The sequence below is a fragment of the Oceanobacillus sp. FSL W8-0428 genome, assembly GCF_038004405.1.
In the GTDB taxonomy this organism is placed as follows: Bacteria; Bacillota; Bacilli; order Bacillales; family Amphibacillaceae; genus Oceanobacillus; species Oceanobacillus sojae.
This window is the reverse complement of record NZ_JBBORB010000001.1, coordinates 1,649,631-1,667,045: the sequence shown is the minus strand read 5'-3', so window position 1 is coordinate 1,667,045 and position 17,415 is coordinate 1,649,631. Positions and strand designations below refer to the sequence as shown.

Annotated in this window: 14 protein-coding genes, 4 tRNA genes and 3 rRNA genes; 5 read left to right on the top strand and 16 right to left on the bottom strand. The window is 41.7% G+C overall.

Features of this window, described 5'->3' with window-relative positions; translation table 11 throughout:
* The first annotated feature begins 221 nt into the window (after positions 1 to 221).
* Positions 222 to 1,124 (top strand): glycine betaine ABC transporter substrate-binding protein, encoded by a 903-nt coding sequence (locus MKY30_RS07605; protein ID WP_246145299.1) that lies wholly within the window; start codon positions 222 to 224, stop codon positions 1,122 to 1,124.
* A 366-nt stretch (positions 1,125 to 1,490) separates the two neighbouring features.
* Here MKY30_RS07605 and MKY30_RS07600 read toward each other — a convergent pair.
* The 7 genes from MKY30_RS07600 to MKY30_RS07570 form a co-directional block, all read right to left on the bottom strand.
* Positions 1,491 to 1,563, bottom strand: a tRNA-Thr gene (locus tag MKY30_RS07600).
* A gap of 3 nt (positions 1,564 to 1,566) precedes the next feature.
* Positions 1,567 to 1,641, bottom strand: a tRNA-Asn gene (locus tag MKY30_RS07595).
* Between the two features lie 29 nt (positions 1,642 to 1,670).
* Positions 1,671 to 1,786: ribosomal RNA gene (gene rrf, locus MKY30_RS07590) — 5S ribosomal RNA — on the bottom strand.
* Positions 1,787 to 1,846: 60 nt separating this feature from the next.
* Positions 1,847 to 4,767, bottom strand: a 23S ribosomal RNA gene (locus MKY30_RS07585).
* A 125-nt stretch (positions 4,768 to 4,892) separates the two neighbouring features.
* Positions 4,893 to 4,965: transfer RNA gene (locus tag MKY30_RS07580), tRNA-Ala, on the bottom strand.
* Positions 4,966 to 4,985: 20 nt separating this feature from the next.
* Positions 4,986 to 5,062, bottom strand: a tRNA-Ile gene (locus tag MKY30_RS07575).
* A 135-nt stretch (positions 5,063 to 5,197) separates the two neighbouring features.
* A 16S ribosomal RNA gene (locus MKY30_RS07570) occupies positions 5,198 to 6,760 on the bottom strand.
* Together the 16S, 23S and 5S rRNA genes with 4 tRNA genes alongside form the textbook arrangement of a ribosomal RNA operon.
* A 638-nt stretch (positions 6,761 to 7,398) precedes the next feature.
* On the opposite strand from MKY30_RS07570, the gene pdaB reads away from it, so the two are divergent.
* On the top strand, positions 7,399 to 8,154 hold the full coding sequence (pdaB, locus tag MKY30_RS07565; protein WP_147211440.1) for a polysaccharide deacetylase family sporulation protein PdaB: 756 nt from the start codon (positions 7,399 to 7,401) through the stop codon (positions 8,152 to 8,154).
* Between the two features lie 229 nt (positions 8,155 to 8,383).
* On the opposite strand, the gene MKY30_RS07560 is transcribed toward pdaB, so the two are convergent.
* Positions 8,384 to 9,037, bottom strand: coding sequence for a KinB-signaling pathway activation protein (locus tag MKY30_RS07560; protein WP_147211441.1), 654 nt, complete (start codon positions 9,035 to 9,037; stop codon positions 8,384 to 8,386).
* Between the two features lie 277 nt (positions 9,038 to 9,314).
* Here MKY30_RS07560 and gerD point away from each other — a divergent pair, with 277 nt between their 5' ends.
* Complete coding sequence (gerD, locus tag MKY30_RS07555; protein ID WP_156988068.1) at positions 9,315 to 9,932, top strand: spore germination lipoprotein GerD; 618 nt, start codon at positions 9,315 to 9,317, stop codon at positions 9,930 to 9,932.
* 95 nt (positions 9,933 to 10,027) lie between these two features.
* On the opposite strand, the gene MKY30_RS07550 is transcribed toward gerD, so the two are convergent.
* The 3 genes from MKY30_RS07550 to cwlD all read right to left on the bottom strand — a co-directional run bounded on the left by MKY30_RS07550 (position 10,028) and on the right by cwlD (position 12,183).
* Entirely contained in the window at positions 10,028 to 11,086 is a 1,059-nt protein-coding gene (locus tag MKY30_RS07550; RefSeq protein WP_339284106.1) for an Mrp/NBP35 family ATP-binding protein, read from the bottom strand.
* 61 nt (positions 11,087 to 11,147) lie between these two features.
* Positions 11,148 to 11,462 carry a hypothetical protein gene (locus MKY30_RS07545; protein WP_147211444.1) on the bottom strand — a complete coding sequence of 105 codons (315 nt, stop codon included), beginning with the start codon at positions 11,460 to 11,462 and terminating at the stop codon, positions 11,148 to 11,150.
* Positions 11,455 to 12,183, bottom strand: a complete 729-nt coding sequence (gene cwlD / locus MKY30_RS07540) for an N-acetylmuramoyl-L-alanine amidase CwlD (protein ID WP_147211445.1) — start codon at positions 12,181 to 12,183, stop codon at positions 11,455 to 11,457. The genes MKY30_RS07545 and cwlD overlap by 8 nt, the downstream gene beginning before the upstream one ends.
* 268 nt (positions 12,184 to 12,451) lie before the next feature.
* On the opposite strand from cwlD, the gene MKY30_RS07535 reads away from it, so the two are divergent.
* Positions 12,452 to 12,883 (top strand): DUF948 domain-containing protein, encoded by a 432-nt coding sequence (locus MKY30_RS07535; protein ID WP_147211446.1) that lies wholly within the window; start codon positions 12,452 to 12,454, stop codon positions 12,881 to 12,883.
* A 49-nt stretch (positions 12,884 to 12,932) separates the two neighbouring features.
* On the opposite strand, the gene MKY30_RS07530 is transcribed toward MKY30_RS07535, so the two are convergent.
* Genes MKY30_RS07530 through MKY30_RS07520 form a run of 3 tightly spaced genes read right to left on the bottom strand, consistent with a single transcriptional unit; the run spans position 12,933 to position 14,051 of the window.
* The gene (locus MKY30_RS07530; protein ID WP_147211447.1) at positions 12,933 to 13,166 is read right to left on the bottom strand and encodes a hypothetical protein; all 234 of its coding nucleotides are present in this window, start codon (positions 13,164 to 13,166) and stop codon (positions 12,933 to 12,935) included.
* A complete protein-coding gene (locus MKY30_RS07525; protein WP_147211448.1) occupies positions 13,156 to 13,608 on the bottom strand; it encodes a DUF948 domain-containing protein in 453 nt (150 codons plus the stop codon). Before MKY30_RS07525 ends, MKY30_RS07530 begins: the two co-directional genes overlap by 11 nt.
* A complete protein-coding gene (locus tag MKY30_RS07520) occupies positions 13,605 to 14,051 on the bottom strand; it encodes a DUF948 domain-containing protein (protein WP_147211449.1) in 447 nt (148 codons plus the stop codon). The genes MKY30_RS07525 and MKY30_RS07520 overlap by 4 nt, the downstream gene beginning before the upstream one ends.
* 491 nt (positions 14,052 to 14,542) lie before the next feature.
* On the opposite strand from MKY30_RS07520, the gene MKY30_RS07515 reads away from it, so the two are divergent.
* Positions 14,543 to 15,403 carry a YihY/virulence factor BrkB family protein gene (locus tag MKY30_RS07515; RefSeq protein ID WP_341083315.1) on the top strand — a complete coding sequence of 287 codons (861 nt, stop codon included), beginning with the start codon at positions 14,543 to 14,545 and terminating at the stop codon, positions 15,401 to 15,403.
* A gap of 73 nt (positions 15,404 to 15,476) precedes the next feature.
* Here MKY30_RS07515 and MKY30_RS07510 read toward each other — a convergent pair whose 3' ends face one another.
* Both MKY30_RS07510 and MKY30_RS07505 read right to left on the bottom strand, forming a co-directional pair.
* Complete coding sequence (locus MKY30_RS07510) at positions 15,477 to 16,652, bottom strand: GNAT family N-acetyltransferase (protein ID WP_147211451.1); 1,176 nt, start codon at positions 16,650 to 16,652, stop codon at positions 15,477 to 15,479.
* 30 nt (positions 16,653 to 16,682) lie between these two features.
* Positions 16,683 to 17,333 carry a YdeI/OmpD-associated family protein gene (locus MKY30_RS07505; RefSeq protein ID WP_341083312.1) on the bottom strand — a complete coding sequence of 217 codons (651 nt, stop codon included), beginning with the start codon at positions 17,331 to 17,333 and terminating at the stop codon, positions 16,683 to 16,685.
* Positions 17,334 to 17,415 lie beyond the last annotated feature (82 nt).

Below are 17,415 nucleotides of genomic sequence, written 5' to 3'. Positions count from 1 at the left end.
AATACAGAGATAATCGGAGTAAAAAGCTGTTCTTTTCTAGAAAACTATGTCTAACCATGTTTTAGCAAATTATTTGCACAGAAATAACTGGTTTTAACGTTTGAGTTAAAAGACTAATAAGTATAGCATTAAGTTTGCTTGCTCGTAATAAATATCATAGTTGTGCCGCAGTTGATGAAGCTATTAAAAAAGTAATATATAATAGGAGGATATTTTTACATATGATGAACTTTACATGGAAAAGGCTGGGGATAATAGCTGGTCTATCCTTATCTCTAATTGTCGCAGGTTGCGGTTCCGATGATGAGAGCGCACAATCTGAATCTAGTATTAGTGAAGAACTGGATTATACAATTACTGGTACCGAACCCGGCGCTGGACAAACTCAAAAAAATGAAGAAGTTTTAGCTTCATACGATAACCTTGCCGGCTGGGAACAGGAACTGTCTTCAGCAGGAGCAATGTTAACACAATTAAGTGATGCGATTGACAATGAAGAACCAATCGTCTTTAGTGCATGGTCTCCGCACTATATGTTTGCCAAGTGGGATATAAAATATTTAGATGATCCACAGGGTATTCATGGAGATGAAGAACAGATCACAACGATTATAAGAGAAGGCTTGGAGAATGATATGCCTGAAGCTTATACCGTTCTTGATCGTATACAATTAGAGCTTCCAGATTTAGAAGAAGCATTATTAGAATCCCAGGAAAAGGACTTTGCTGAAGTAGCACAAGATTGGGCAGATGCTAATCAGGATATTGTTGCAGAATGGACGGAAGGGGTAAGCTCTGTGGATGGAACTTCTATAGAACTGGCTCTTTTACCTTGGGATGATGCCATTTTCACAGCAAACGTTGCTAAAATTGCACTAGAACAACAAGGCTTTAATGTGACACTGACACAGGTTGATCCAGCTATTATGTTTGAATCGATAGCAACAGGGAGCGCTGATGCGTCATTAGCAGTCTGGATGCCAGTGACACATGCCGAATTATATGAGCAATACGAAAGTAATTTTGAAGATTTGGGACCTAATTTAGAGGGTGCCAAGACCGGCTTAGCTGTACCAGCTTATATGGATATTGATTCTCTCGAAGATTTAGAACCAAAAGAATAGTACTTTCTAAGCTATAAAAAACAATATGCACGATGCTAAATAAAGCAGACTTTTCAAATGTTCAATCATTATAATATGAGCGCTATTGAGTATATAAAAGACCTGAAGATCTTATATTTGCACTTAAATACACTAATTATTCCTAATTGTGGTCAATTTTAATAGAGCATTCCCAAATCTAAATGGGAATGCTCTTCTTTGATTACTTCATGAAGCTGAAATGGTGGATATTTTCCATTTTAATAAATCAGTTAAAACCCTTAAAATTCCTTAAAACTATTATTTTGATTGGCAGGATTGATACATAGATATAAAAGGGCGTGCTTCAAATTGAAGCACGCCCTTTTATATCAGCGTTTTTAGTAAAGCTTCCAAGCGGACTTGAACCGCTGACCCCTTCCTTACCATGGAAGTGCTCTACCGGCTGAGCTATGGAAGCAAATGGCTCCACAGGTAGGATTCGAACCTACGACCGATCGGTTAACAGCCGATTGCTCTACCACTGAGCTACTGTGGAATACAAATTAAATTTAGGTAAAAAAATAAGCCTGGCGGCGTCCTACTCTTGCAGGGGGAAGCCCCCAACTACCATTGGCGCTGAAGAACTTAACTTCTGTGTTCGGCATGGAAACAGGTGTGACCTCTTCGCTATCGCTACCAGACTTATTTATTTAGGATTTGCACCCTGAAAACTAAATAAGAGTAACGTGACATCAAAAAACTTAGATAAGTCCTCAATCGATTAGTATCCGTCAGCTGCACGTGTCGCCACGCTTCCACCTCGGACCTATCAACCTCATCGTCTCTGAGGGATTTTACTCACTTGAAGTGATGGGAAGTTTCATCTTGAGGGGGGCTTCATGCTTAGATGCTTTCAGCACTTATCCTTTCCACACGTAGCTACCCAGCTATGCTCCTGGCGGAACAACTGGTACACCAGCGGTGTGTCCATCCCGGTCCTCTCGTACTAAGGACAGCTCCTCTCAAACTTCCAACGCCCACGACGGATAGGGACCGAACTGTCTCACGACGTTCTGAACCCAGCTCGCGTACCGCTTTAATGGGCGAACAGCCCAACCCTTGGGACCGACTACAGCCCCAGGATGCGATGAGCCGACATCGAGGTGCCAAACCTCCCCGTCGATGTGAACTCTTGGGGGAGATAAGCCTGTTATCCCCGGGGTAGCTTTTATCCGTTGAGCGATGGCCCTTCCATGCGGAACCACCGGATCACTAAGCCCGACTTTCGTCCCTGCTCGACTTGTAGGTCTCGCAGTCAAGCTCCCTTCTGCCTTTACACTCTACGAATGATTTCCAACCATTCTGAGGGAACCTTTGGGCGCCTCCGTTACCTTTTAGGAGGCGACCGCCCCAGTCAAACTGCCCGCCTGACACTGTCTCCGAACCGGATTACGGTCCTGGGTTAGAATGGTCATACAGTTAGGGTGGTATCCCACGGGTGCCTCCACGTAAGCTGGCGCTCACGCTTCAAAGGCTCCCACCTATCCTGTACAAACTGCACAAACATTCCATATCAGGCTACAGTAAAGCTCCACGGGGTCTTTCCGTCCTGTCGCGGGTAATGCGCATCTTCACGCATAGTATAATTTCACCGGGTCTCTCGTTGAGACAGTGCCCAAGTCGTTGCACCTTTCGTGCGGGTCGGAACTTACCCGACAAGGAATTTCGCTACCTTAGGACCGTTATAGTTACGGCCGCCGTTTACTGGGGCTTCGGTTCAAAGCTTCGCTCCGAAGAGCTAACTCTTCCCCTTAACCTTCCAGCACCGGGCAGGTGTCAGCCCCTATACTTCGCCTTTCGGCTTCGCAGAGACCTGTGTTTTTGCTAAACAGTCGCTTGGGCCTATTCACTGCGGCTCACTCACAAGTGAGCACCCCTTCTCCCGAAGTTACGGGGTCATTTTGCCGAGTTCCTTAACGAGAGTTCTCCCGCTCACCTTAGGATTCTCTCCTCGCCTACCTGTGTCGGTTTGCGGTACGGGCACCTATGATCTAACTAGAGGCTTTTCTTGGCAGTGTGAAATCAGGAACTTCGGTACTATATTTCCCTCCCCATCACAGCTCAGAAATATGTCAGACGGATTTGCCTATCTGACTTCCTCGCATGCTTGGACGCACATCCATCAGTGCGCACTCCTTATCCTCCTGCGTCCCCCCATTGTTCAAACAATCATGAGGTGGTACAGGAATATCAACCTGTTGTCCATCGCCTACGCCTGTCGGCCTCGGCTTAGGTCCCGACTAACCCTGAGAGGACGAGCCTTCCTCAGGAAACCTTAGGCATTCGGTGAAAGAGATTCTCACTCTTTTTTCGCTACTCATACCGGCATTCTCACTTCAAAGCGCTCCACCAGTCCTCACGGTCTGACTTCTCTGCACTTTGAACGCTCTCCTACCATTGTTCGTAAGAACAATCCGCAGCTTCGGTGATACGTTTAGCCCCGGTACATTTTCGGCGCAGCGTCACTCGACCAGTGAGCTATTACGCACTCTTTCAATGATGGCTGCTTCTAAGCCAACATCCTGGTTGTCTGTGCAACGCCACATCCTTTTCCACTTAACGTATACTTTGGGACCTTAGCTGGCGGTCTGGGCTGTTTCCCTTTCGACTATGAACCTTATCACCCATAGTCTGACTCCCAAGTTGAAGTAACTGGCATTCGGAGTTTGACTGAATTCGGTAACCCGGTAGGGGCCCCTAGTCCAATCAGTGCTCTACCTCCAGTACTCACGATCTTGAGGCTAGCCCTAAAGCTATTTCGGAGAGAACCAGCTATCTCCGTGTTCGATTGGAATTTCACCGCTACCCACACCTCATCCCCGCATTTTTCAACATACGTGGGTTCGGGCCTCCAGTCAGTGTTACCTGACCTTCACCCTGGACATGGGTAGATCACACGGTTTCGGGTCTACGACCGCATACTCATTCGCCCTATTCAGACTCGCTTTCGCTACGGCTCCGTGTCTTCCACTTAACCTTGCATACAATCGTAACTCGCCGGTCCATTCTACAAAAGGTACGCCGTCACCCATTAACGGGCTCCGACTACTTGTAGGCACACGGTTTCAGGTTCTATTTCACTCCCCTTCCGGGGTGCTTTTCACCTTTCCCTCACGGTACTGGTTCACTATCGGTCACTAGGTAGTATTTAGCCTTGGGAGATGGTCCTCCCGGATTCCGACGGAATTCCACGTGTTCCGCCGTACTCAGGATACACTCCGGAGGAAATTCCTTTTCAACTACAGGGCTGTTACCTTCTTCGGCTGACCTTTCCAAGTCGATTCGTTTAAAGAATTTCTTTGTAACTCCAATGGAGTGTCCTACAACCCCAAGAAGCAAGCTTCTTGGTTTGGGCTCTTTCCGTTTCGCTCGCCGCTACTCAGGAAATCGATTTTTCTTTCTCTTCCTCCAGGTACTGAGATGTTTCAGTTCCCCGGGTCTGCCTCATCTACCCTATGTATTCAGATAGATGTCCTGTCCCATTACGAACAGTGGGTTCCCCCATTCGGAAATCCCCGGATCAAAGTTTACTTACAACTCCCCGAGGCATATCGGTGTTAGTCCCGTCCTTCATCGGCTCCTAGTGCCAAGGCATCCACCGTGCGCCCTTATTCACTTAACTAAAGTTTTGGAATAAGTTTGCTGATTACTTCGTAATCAGTTGTGTTGCTATATCAATAGCTTTTTTTGCCTTATTTCTAAAGTTTGATGTCGTTGTTACTCTTATTTAGTTTTCAAGGTACAAAATGGAGCCTAGCGGGATCGAACCGCTGACCTCCTGCGTGCAAGGCAGGCGCTCTCCCAGCTGAGCTAAGGCCCCATAATAATATATAATTTAGATGGTGGGCCTGAGTGGACTCGAACCACCGACCTCACGCTTATCAGGCGTGCGCTCTAACCGGCTGAGCTACAGGCCCATCTAATTTTTAAAAGAGAATTACTCTCTCAAAACTGAACCAAACAACCAAGTACGATGGCCCACACGATGTGGGTTATGTCGATGTTGCCACACGACGTGGCGAACTTCATCGACGTTCCTTTTTAATCCTTAGAAAGGAGGTGATCCAGCCGCACCTTCCGATACGGCTACCTTGTTACGACTTCACCCCAATCATTCGTCCCACCTTCGGCGGCTGGCTCCAAAAAGGTTACCTCACCGACTTCGGGTGTTACGAACTCTCGTGGTGTGACGGGCGGTGTGTACAAGACCCGGGAACGTATTCACCGCGGCATGCTGATCCGCGATTACTAGCGATTCCGGCTTCATGTAGGCGAGTTGCAGCCTACAATCCGAACTGAGAACGGTTTTATGGGATTTGCTTGACCTCGCGGGCTTGCTTCCCTTTGTTCCGTCCATTGTAGCACGTGTGTAGCCCAGGTCATAAGGGGCATGATGATTTGACGTCATCCCCACCTTCCTCCGGTTTGTCACCGGCAGTCACCTTAGAGTGCCCAACTAAATGCTGGCAACTAAGATCAAGGGTTGCGCTCGTTGCGGGACTTAACCCAACATCTCACGACACGAGCTGACGACAACCATGCACCACCTGTCACTTTGTCCCCGAAGGGAAAACTCTGTCTCCAGAGCGGTCAAAGGATGTCAAGACCTGGTAAGGTTCTTCGCGTTGCTTCGAATTAAACCACATGCTCCACCGCTTGTGCGGGTCCCCGTCAATTCTTTTGAGTTTCAGCCTTGCGGCCGTACTCCCCAGGCGGAGTGCTTAATGCGTTAACTTCAGCACTAAGGGGCGGAAACCCCCTAACACCTAGCACTCATCGTTTACGGCGTGGACTACCAGGGTATCTAATCCTGTTCGCTCCCCACGCTTTCGCTCCTCAGCGTCAGTTACAGACCAGAGAGTCGCCTTCGCCACTGGTGTTCCTCCACATCTCTACGCATTTCACCGCTACACGTGGAATTCCACTCTCCTCTTCTGCACTCAAGTCCTCCAGTTTCCAATGCACGTTTACGGTTGAGCCGCAAGATTTCACATCAGACTTAAAGAACCGCCTGCGAGCGCTTTACGCCCAATAATTCCGGACAACGCTTGCCACCTACGTATTACCGCGGCTGCTGGCACGTAGTTAGCCGTGGCTTTCTGGTCGGGTACCGTCAAGGTACGATCAGTTACTATCATACTTGTTCTTCCCCGACAACAGAGTTTTACGATCCGAAAACCTTCATCACTCACGCGGCGTTGCTCCGTCAGACTTTCGTCCATTGCGGAAGATTCCCTACTGCTGCCTCCCGTAGGAGTCTGGGCCGTGTCTCAGTCCCAGTGTGGCCGATCACCCTCTCAGGTCGGCTACGCATCGTCGCCTTGGTGAGCCATTACCCCACCAACTAGCTAATGCGCCGCAGGCCCATCTGTAAGTGACAGCAAAAGCCGCCTTTCAACTTACCATCAGGAGATGATAAGTATTATCCGGTATTAGCTCGCGTTTCCGCGAGTTATCCCAGTCTTACAGGCAGGTTGCCTACGTGTTACTCACCCGTCCGCCGCTCGTTCCACGAACGTCCCTCCGAAGAGTTCTGTCCGCTTCCCGCGCTCGACTTGCATGTATTAGGCACGCCGCCAGCGTTCGTCCTGAGCCAAGATCAAACTCTCCATAAAAGTGTTTGTTTCTTTAGCTTTCAGAAGTCAACTTCTGACTTAAATATTCAAGAAAAACGAGGTGTTTTTCTTCTTTCGTACTGGTTGTTTTGTTCAGTTTTCAAAGAGCAATTTTTAATCTGTCGTTTTTCGCGACAAGATATAATTTATCATGTTTCGTTTTTGTTGTCAACACTTTTTTTGAAGTGTTTTGTCGAAGTAATTTCGTTTTGATTCGTTCGCTTCTGACAACAGAAATTAATATACCATAGAAAATGGAGAAGGGCAATACTTTTCCACAAAAAAACTAAACAAATTACTTTTTTCATTTTCTTCTTGATAAAGCATTATAGAACTCTCTACATATAGATACTCTATTCCCTTTTCACCAAGAAATTATACCTTTTACAACCATTTATACAATGAATGCTGCTCTCTCATGCCCCCTTCTCTTGTCTCCTGTTATCTATTTCACCAAGAGTACACCATATCAACTGATTCATTCCTTTCCCCCACACTTCTATCATAATTTTCTCTATAGAATAATGCATGCTTGTACATATCTCAAAATATACAACATATATATAGACTAGAACAAACTATTTCGCACTACTTCAACTAATTCTTAATTTAATACAACAAAAAAAGGAGGAACAAAATTGAATCACTTCTATACAATTCGCTTGAACCGGAAGAAAATATTATTAATAACAGCTATTGTTTTCGCAGCAGCAATTCTTATTTGGACGCAAACCTCCTCTATCATGGCTATTTTTACTAAGGATGAACCTGCAGCTCTATCAAAAGGAAATGAAGATTTAGAAGATGTTGCCGTCACCTTTAACATTAGCTGGGGAGAAGAAAAAGTAGAAAGCATCCTTGAAGTATTAGAAAATGAAGATGTACAGGCTACGTTTTTTGTCAGCGGTGAATGGGCTGAGCGTCATCCAGATTTATTGGAAGCTATTTCTGAAGGAGCACATGAAATCGGCCTGCTCGGCTATCGTTACAAAAGTTATTTAGACCAAGAGCCGGAACAAATAAGAAAGGATTTGATAAAAGCACAGGAAGTAATGAATAAATTAGGGTATGAGGATATTCAGCTTCTTCGTACACCACACGGCCATTTAAACGAGGAAATTATTGAACTCGCAGAGGGTATGCAATTTCAGGTTGTTCATTGGAATGTGAATCCGGATGACTGGGAAAACCCTGGAGTAGAAGTAATTATTGATGAGGTTATGAAACAAACAGAAAACGGTGATATCATACTTTTACATGCTTCTGACAGCGCTAAACAAACGGCTGAAGCTCTGGAAACAGTTCTACCGGGCTTAAAAAATAAAGGGTTTGGACTGATTACTATATCTGAGATGATTAACCAGGCAAAAGCAGACGCGGAGCTGATTGATTAACTCATTCTGTCATTTCTGAATGCTGTTTCTTAAAAGATAAAGTTTTATTCACAAATTTAGATCTAGGCAATATGCCGGTCTTTTGAATATAGATTAGTTTGTAAACATTAAACAGGCAGCTCCTTTCTATATAGAAAGGAGCTGCCTGTTTAATTATCATAATAGAAGAAAGAAATCACAATACGGCAGAGCAAAGGAAAGGCCATATAATTATTTATATGAAGTTGCTTTACGCTTTTTTAGTTGAATTTTTTTTAGATTTTGATATAGATGTTTGCCCTTTTTTCGGTTCTTTTTCCACGAAAGGCAACCGATGAAGTGTTAAGATCTGATAAGTGTTACAAACTAATAATGGTACAACCATCAACCAGGCATAATCTATACTGTCCACCATTAATCCGGGTACCCATTCGACCGTTGTAAAAACAATCATGAAAAAAAGTGCAGGAACAAAAGCTGTCGAATTGGTTTCTTTTGCTTTTATCTTTGCAACACTCCATCCAATCACCAGCATCGCTGCTGCAATCAGTATAAACCAATATATCGCTGCATTTCCCTCTGCAGCACGATACGGGAAGTAGATAAGATCAAATAAAACAAAGACAATCAGACCAACCTGTACTGTTGGCCAATACCCTTTAAATAAATTCAGCCCCATCCGATTCACAAATAAATATGCAAAAAAACCAGTCATACTTACTGCCGCAAATGTCAGACCAAGCGCTAAGAAGAAAAGAAATACCCCGAGTAACTCCAATGCATCAAATGGAGACATATATGTAAGATATTCCTCTGGTCGTATAAAAAAGCTTGCAATTAATCCGGCAAGCCCACCAAACCAGAATGCTTTCCAAAAGAAATTAACTAATATTCTTGTGTTCAATTTTTCACCTCCTAAAGAAGTAACCACTCGTATTTTATCATGAAGTGTCCGATTTTTCTTCATTGCTTGTGTATATTTTGTTAAATTATCAAACATATTAAGAGTATATAGATTATGTTCTCATTACAGACCTTCTCATCAAATCGACACTGGAATTGTACCTGTCTTTATTGCTTGAGCAGGCGCTGAAAATTAAAACAGCCCTATCCTTAATGAAAGAATACATGCATGAAAAAAGTTTTTACTTTCTTATTTCATAAAGAAAGGAGCGTATTTTATGAAACGTCACATATCCATTTTATTCCTAGTCTTATCCATTTTCTTTATCTCTGCTTGCGGAAACAATGATGATTCTCATGAAGCAGAGTATGAAACCACTAAAAAGATGGTCATTGATATTCTTCAGACAGAGGAAGGTAAGGAAGCATTAAAGGATTTACTAGCCGATAAAGAATTACAGGAGCTTTTGGTTATAGAATCTGATGAAGTAAAAGAAACTGTAACAAAGGCTATATCATCTGAAGAAAGTAAAGAAAATTGGAAGAAAATGTTCCAAGATCCTGAATTCATACAAACTTATGCGAAGTCCATCTCCGGTGAGCAAAAAAACCTTATGAAGGATCTCATGCATGACAGCCAATTCCAGGAACAAATGATTGAAATATTGAAAAACCCTGAGGTCGATAAGCAGATGCTTTCTATTTTGACAAGCCAGGCATTTCGCGCCCATCTTGAAAAAACCATACAAGAAACACTTCAATCTCCGCTATTCCAGGAAAAGATAAACAAGGCTCTAGAAGAAGCTGCAAAGAAAGATTCATCCGGTGGCAGCAGTGAGGAAAGTAACCAAAATTCATCTAACGGCGATGAAAATAGTGATGATTCATCCAGTTAGTACTTGAATAAACTTTCCTGCATATGTATTTCCTCTTTAAAACACGAAAAAGATAGAACGCTGCTGTCAAAACAAGTGTCCTATCTTTTTCTATCTTACCCCTCTAATTTCGCAATAATTTTTGCGGCAATTTTATGATATTCTTTTCCATTAGGATGATCCTCCTGGTAAACAGATGGAGCAAACTCATCCTCTTCTTCATAAGGCTGTTGGAGTGACAACTGGCCAAGAACCTTTGTTTTCAGTACGTCAGCAAGCTTCTTGCCGCCGCCTTCTCCAAAAACGTATTCCTTCTCACCTGTTTTCTTGCTTTCAAAGTACGCCATATTTTCAACAACACCAAGAATCTCATGATCTGTTTTCAAAGCCATTTGTCCCGCACGTGCTGCTACAAAAGCTGCTGTTGGATGCGGTGTAGTAACAATAACCTCTTTACAAGATGGTAAGAGCTCGTGGACATCCATTGCAATATCCCCTGTTCCAGGTGGTAAATCAAGCAATAGATAATCTAATTCTCCCCACTCCACTTCTGTGAAAAAGCTGTTTAACATCTTGCCAAGCATTGGGCCACGCCAGATAATCGGTGAATTATCTTCCACAAAAAAGCCCATGGAGACAACTTTGACACCAAAACGCTCAACAGGAATGATCTTTTCCCCGCGAACAACCGGTCTTTCTTCTATACCCATCATATCCGGTACACTAAAACCATAAATATCCGCATCGATAATTCCTACTTTTTTACCTAAACGCATTAGGGAAACCGCTAAGTTAACGGTTACAGTTGATTTACCAACGCCCCCTTTTCCACTTGCTACAGCAACAAATTGTGTATTGGAAGCACCACTGATTAACGTTTCTTCTTTTGCTTTTTCCGCTTCAGACTGATATTTCTTTATCGTTTCTTCTGGCAGCTGTTCAAATCGCAGCCCTACTGTATTGGCACCATTACGTTTTAAAATACCTACAATCTCTTGCTGCAACTGCATTTGTTCGCCAGTATTCATTTTGGAAATTCCAATTTTCACACTGACATGCTTTTTCTCTTCCTTAATCGTAACGGATTGTATAGCATTTAATTCCTCTAAGCTTCTATGTAAAAAAGGATCCTTTACAGAGTTAAGCAACTCTATAACCTCTTCTTGTATTAACATGTCTTCACCATCCTTATATGAATCTATCCATGAGCTAGTATAACATAAAACAAAACTTCATTCAGGCGGTTTGCTCTTCAACCGGCTGAATGGTAGTTGAGTTAATCAGGAGATGTAGTGTCCGTTTTTCTCCATTTATATTACCTTTTCTTCTCCCTTCCCAGCCGGAGAAATTACGGACGCTCATGCTGTGATAAAACAAAACTTCATTCAGGCGGTTTGCCTGCTTCATATTGAAAGGATATAAGTCAGCAGCAATACAATCAGAAGACGTCTTTAGGCAATACAGCTTAAGCAAATAAAGAGGCTTAATATCAGCCTCTTCATCTCTACACTTATTAAAAGTTTTAAAACAAAAAGATAATACCTTACTCACTCTCTTCTGTCTGCATTTCTTCCGTAACATATCGCAAAATCCCTTCATAAATGCTGGCTGCCATTTGACGCTGATATGTTTCATCCTTTAACTGCTCACGTTCCGTCACATTTGATAAAAACCCGATTTCTACTAATGCACCGGGTACCTCTGCATGCTTTAATAAGTACATATGATCAATAGCAAGCGGCTGTCTATCCGTGTTTTCCAAATTACGGATAATTTCATCCTGAATCATCGTTGCCAGATGCTCCCCCTCTTCATATTTTGGATAATAGAAGGTCTGGGCGCCATGCCACTGACTGGAAGGCAATGCGTTTAAATGGATGGAAATAAAGAATTCCGGCTCTTTTTCATGAATAAATGCTAATCGATTCCGTATGTCCTCCGACTTCCGGTTAGCTAGACCGCTTGTCCCCTCAGAAGCTAAATCAACATCCTCCTCGCGTGTTAAATAAACCAGCGCGCCGTGCTGCATAAGGTAGGATTGAACCATCTTGGATACTGACAATGCAATATCTTTTTCCACTGTCCCGTCTGAGCCCACGGCTCCTCCATCCGGGCCGCCGTGCCCGGGATCAATCACAATAACTTTTCCGTTTAATGGCAATGCCCAGGTGGAATTAGAAGAATTAATTGCTTCCCTTGTGGGATACTGTAATAAGAAAATAAGTAAAAATAAACCTAGAAACCAAAAAGCCAGCTTCTTCTTTTTTGACATATCGCTTCGTTCCTTTCTGGCATAAATTTGTATTGCTTACCGCGATTGGAAATGCAAACTTCAAAGAATACCGTTATTTCAATACTGTTTGATACAGCATGTACAACTTTATAAAAATTAAACAGCAAACTCCTTTTATTTAAAATTTATGGGCTTATTGCTAGGTTTATGACTTATCTTTTCTTGTATGCTAAAATAAAAATAAATGTTTTAAACTATTCCTCATGTGATATTGTATATATAGGAATAATGATTCGGAGGTATAATTATGGCTGATTGGATATTAATTTTATTAGGTATTGGAGCTGTTCTGATTGGATTGGGCTTAATGGCAGTAGCTGGTTTTCTATTCCTAAAGCTTGGAGGAGCCGGCAAGCTCATTGCCAGTGCTCAAAAAACTACGGATCAGTTACCAGAGCAGGTAGAGGGAATTACCTCGCAAATAACGGATGTCCTTAAAACAGGTAACGAAACATTGCAGCAGGTCAATCAACAAATCAAGGAATTATCTCCTTTGTTCTATCTGGTTGGTGACGCTGGACGAGCTACACATAATATGACATCATCTGTACTTAAAACGGCAAATCAATTACAGGAAAAAACAGAAGAAGCTAATCTGACAATAGCAAATAAAAATTTGCAGGGAATTTACGGCTTAGCAACTATCGGTTATTTCCTTGTAAAGCTGAACAAGAAATAATGTCATAAAATAAGAAATCCGCTTGGAACCGAGGTTCCAAGCGGATTTCTTATTTCTCTTCTGCAATTCTATTTTCAACTTCCTGCCGTATCTCCTGAAGCTCTGTTGATTTTTGAAAGCCGTCATGATAAAGACGCTGTTCGAAATCACGGAGACGGGTTAATAATGATGGGTTTTCTTCTAAAGACCGCTTCTTTTTCACATATGCACCTGCAGTCCAGCCTAACGCAGCTCCAACAACTGTAGTGGCAACAATCCCGGCTTTATACGCTTTACTGCTCATGTGTATATGCCCGCTTCTCGCGTTTTAAATCTCTTTTTTTCTTTAACCAATAATAACCAAGAGCAACTCCACCATATACACCGCCTAAGTTATTTTTACCTGAAACTTCCTGACCTACCTCTGTTTTTGTTTTCACAGAGCTGGTTACATCTACTAGAGAAGAAGAAAGTTTTCTTGTAGCACTTCCAACATCGCCAACAATATAAAATAGAGGGCTTAATTGCTCCATCTTATCATTTATATCCGCTAAAGCCTGATTACTTTCATGAATAATACTTGTTGTCTCTTTTAAAATGCCATCCAATTGTTCTGGTAATTGCTGAACCGTCTTGTCAACGCCACTTAATACACTTGCTAAGTTATTTAATAAATGACCAATAAAAATAGCTAAAATAACACATGCGACTCCAATAATAATGACGCCAATCCCTATCAATGTCATTTTACTTCCTCCCTCTGCTGATTGACTTTATTCATTTTACTTGCCTGATAGCTCTTATAAATTTGTATCGCTGCTTCGCTCCAAGTGATACCTTTCATCGCCAGGTTTAATTTTTCTTCGAGTTTACCATCATCCAATGCCTGCCGCTTCACTTTATAAGCCTCGTTTAAGCTCTGAACAGAAGTGCCTACATCCTCTAAAGATCCAAAGACACTGTCTGTTGCCTGCAGTTTTTTGTGCGTATCATCAATTAAATGATTCACCTCTTGCAAAGATGTCGAAATTTCAGGTGTAATATGATTCATTTCCTCTTCCATTTTTACAACTGACCTGCCGAGCGAACGAATATTATAGGAAAGTCGATTTAATGTAAATGCTATATAACAGCAAACGACAGCGAACGCGATGGCAATAAGTAAAAGTCCTACAGAAATAATAGGCATATGTAAAAATCCCCTCCTTTTTCATTGCATGTTCAAAAGGATATAATGAACTTGCCGTTTCTTCCAGGCACTTGCCCGCATTTCTTTTATACATTCATTTTTTACCGGACTTTTTGAACAGCCTCTATAGTCAATATTATACCACCTGCCAAAATAAATAAAACGTTTCTTCTCTATAATATTACAAAAACGCAATCAGACTTATGTTTCAAAGCGAATGCAGCGGTTAATTCCATACAACCCTGTCAATACTCCGATTGCTCATTTCATAGAAAACCCTTAGGGCGAATGCGAATATTAGGACGTTCTATTCACCGTACAAACAGGAATTTTATCATTTCTCCCATCCACCAAGATTATTTCTTTTCATTTTCGGGTATAGAGTTCATATACCATTATCTTTTCCTAAACTTTATGAATATATTTATTCCATTTTTCAGGGAATAGCACTAGAATGGAAAAGGTATAAAAATTTATCATTGGAGGCGACTATGGATATAAAACAATTTGGTAAAGAATTTATGAAACGTTTTTCTGAGAATAATACGACACTACTTGCAGCTGCACTTGCTTATTATTTTCTATTAGCCGTCTTCCCGCTTCTTATCGTTGGCTTTGCAATTATTCCCTATTTTAACATAAGCCCGGACGACGCTGTTGGATTTATTGGATCCATCTTACCGCAAGAATTAGCTTCAACCTTCGAAGAAAATATCGTCAGTCTGGTGGAAACACCCCGTGGCGGATTGTTAACCGTGGGGATTTTAGGTACTATCTGGTCTGCATCAAATGGAATTAATGCATTTATTCAAGTCTCAAACCAGGCGTTTGAAGTGGAAGAGACAAGACCGTTCATTAAGGTGCGCGGAACAGCTGTCCTGTTGACTATCGGATTACTTTTAGCAGCAATTTCATCTATCACTCTGCTTGTTTTCGGTGATGTTATTGTTAATTTCTTAATCTCCTTTGTCGGCATCAGTGAAGGAACAGGACTTATTCTGCAAATATCACGTTTAATCATGGTAATTGTAATTGTTACTGCTATCTTATTGGGATTGTATCGTTTTGCTCCAAATAAGAAGCTTTCTTTCAAGCATATTCTTCCAGGTACATTAACAGCAAGTATTCTATGGTTAGTAAGCTCATTTGCTTTTTCTATTTATGTATCTAATTTTGGCAACTACTCAGCTACTTACGGAAGTCTTGGGGGAATTATCATCCTGATGATCTGGTTCTTCTTAACAGGTGTTATCCTCTTGGTAGGGGCCTTGCTAAATAGTATGTATCACCAGAAAAAAGTAGATGATTCCACGGAAGCTAGAGAAGAAACTGCAGCTGGTAAGGAAGAATAATTAAACAAAGCCCTGTCTTTTTATAATGAAGTCAGGGCTTTGTTTTCACTTATAGGAATGTTTCTGCGTCTCTCTAGAAAAAGTCGGCCAGGTATGGATGCTGTTTTTTAGGTAAATACGTGTCCAGCTTTACTATATTATCCAAGTCACCAGAAATAAACGCTTGCTGATATAGCTGCTCCAGCGTTATTTTCCCTAATAAAAGCATTGCTAATTGCTGAATACTCAACGATGCAGTCAAATTCTGTTCTGCCGGATTTTCTGTTTTTTCTATGTGGTGAGTTCCATTTTGAAAATGAATCTGATAAAAACCGCTATTTTCCTCACAAATTTCATCTTTCACTTTAATGGTATAAGTCTCTTCCCTGTCCCCCTGCTTTAAAAATGGATATACCTTTAGAAAAGACTCTACATCTACAATTCTCGTCATAAAATATGGTTTTTGCTCCTGCTTTGCTCTTGGCTCTTCCATAAAAAGCGGAAGTAAATCATCATCTGGGAGCGTCAAGTGTACTTCCTTTGCCATAGAATCATGATTGGAAATAAACTGAAGCAGCCTTTTTTTGCTGTCTGGAGTAATCGCAACCCATTCATCAATATTCATCTTGCTATCTTTTACTTTATAGCGTATATAGCCGTCAACGTTTCCCTTATCATCATAACTAATCGCTGTATTCAGCTCTTTCTTGCTGAAGATTTTATGCTCCCACCAATGATCATCGCGGGCGAGCATACCTGTATACTGCTTCGTATATTCCTGATAAGCTTCCTTTAAAACGGATTCTTCTCCTGCCTTCATGCGTTGTACATTACCATTTATGCCCTTAAACTTTGGTACGCGCTCCATCGGAATTGTAAACTGCATTTCATTGATTGTCATTTCCCAGCCGAATTTTCTGTAGAATGGAACACTGAATGGTGCCAGGTAAGAAACAAGATAGCCTTCTTTCTTCATTTCTCTAATAGCATGGATAAGCAGTTGACGAACAGCACCTTTCCTTCGATATTCAGGCCATGTGGCAACTGAAGAAATGCCCCCAGTTTTTATGATTTTTCCATGAATACGTGTTTCTAATGGAATAAGATGAACCTTGGCAGCCAGATTTTCTCCCTCCAGCCATCCCCATACCGTTTCATGTTTTTTTGCTTCCTTTTTCTTTTCTATTTCTTCCGGTGCAGGTGTAAATTGAAAGGCAAAAGCGGATAACTCATAAATTTCATCATTTGTGATTGGAATCTGTTGAATCATAACCATCCTCCTCTTTTCGATAAAACTGACTTACTTCTTCTGTTGCCGGTACAGATCAATCGATTTATACCCTTGAGACAAAATATCAAACATCTGCTGTTTACGCTTAGCACGTGTCTTTTGCTGTTTTGCAGAAAATAAAAAACGAGCCCAGTCTTTTTGATAACCTGGTGTCAAACTTTGATAAAATGAAAGTATATCTGGATCATCAGCTAATAATGCTTCAATATCTTTTATATTTTCAGCGTAATCCGCCACACGCTGACTTGCAGAGACTGTTTTCTTCTTTGTTCGCTGCTCGCGTTTTAAGCCAATAACAGTAAATACATCATCCATACGCACCATACGGGAAAATTTCAAATCACTATGAGGTACATAACCTTCCTCGTCCACCTTCATTGCCGGAAAAATCTCATCCCTGTGGATAGACATGTTATAGCGCTTATTCCCCTTTTTGGGGTAGGCAAAAAATAAGTAACCCTTTGGAAGCAGTAACTGGCGTTCTATAACTTCCTTTGTATGTACAACCATCTCATCCAGGGTTTCTACAAAAATAAAAATAGCATCATGCTCTTGCTCAAGTGTCTGGTTTTGTCCTGTAAATATATCATAATCTTTTGGCTGATTGATGACAGCCATGTTTTTGTACTTATTGAGATTTAATTTATCTATAATCGCCACTATATTCACTCCCTGCTTCATCCAAATATATCATTGTGCATCACTTTTTACCAAGAAGGCCCGTTAATCCTAAAAAAGCTTT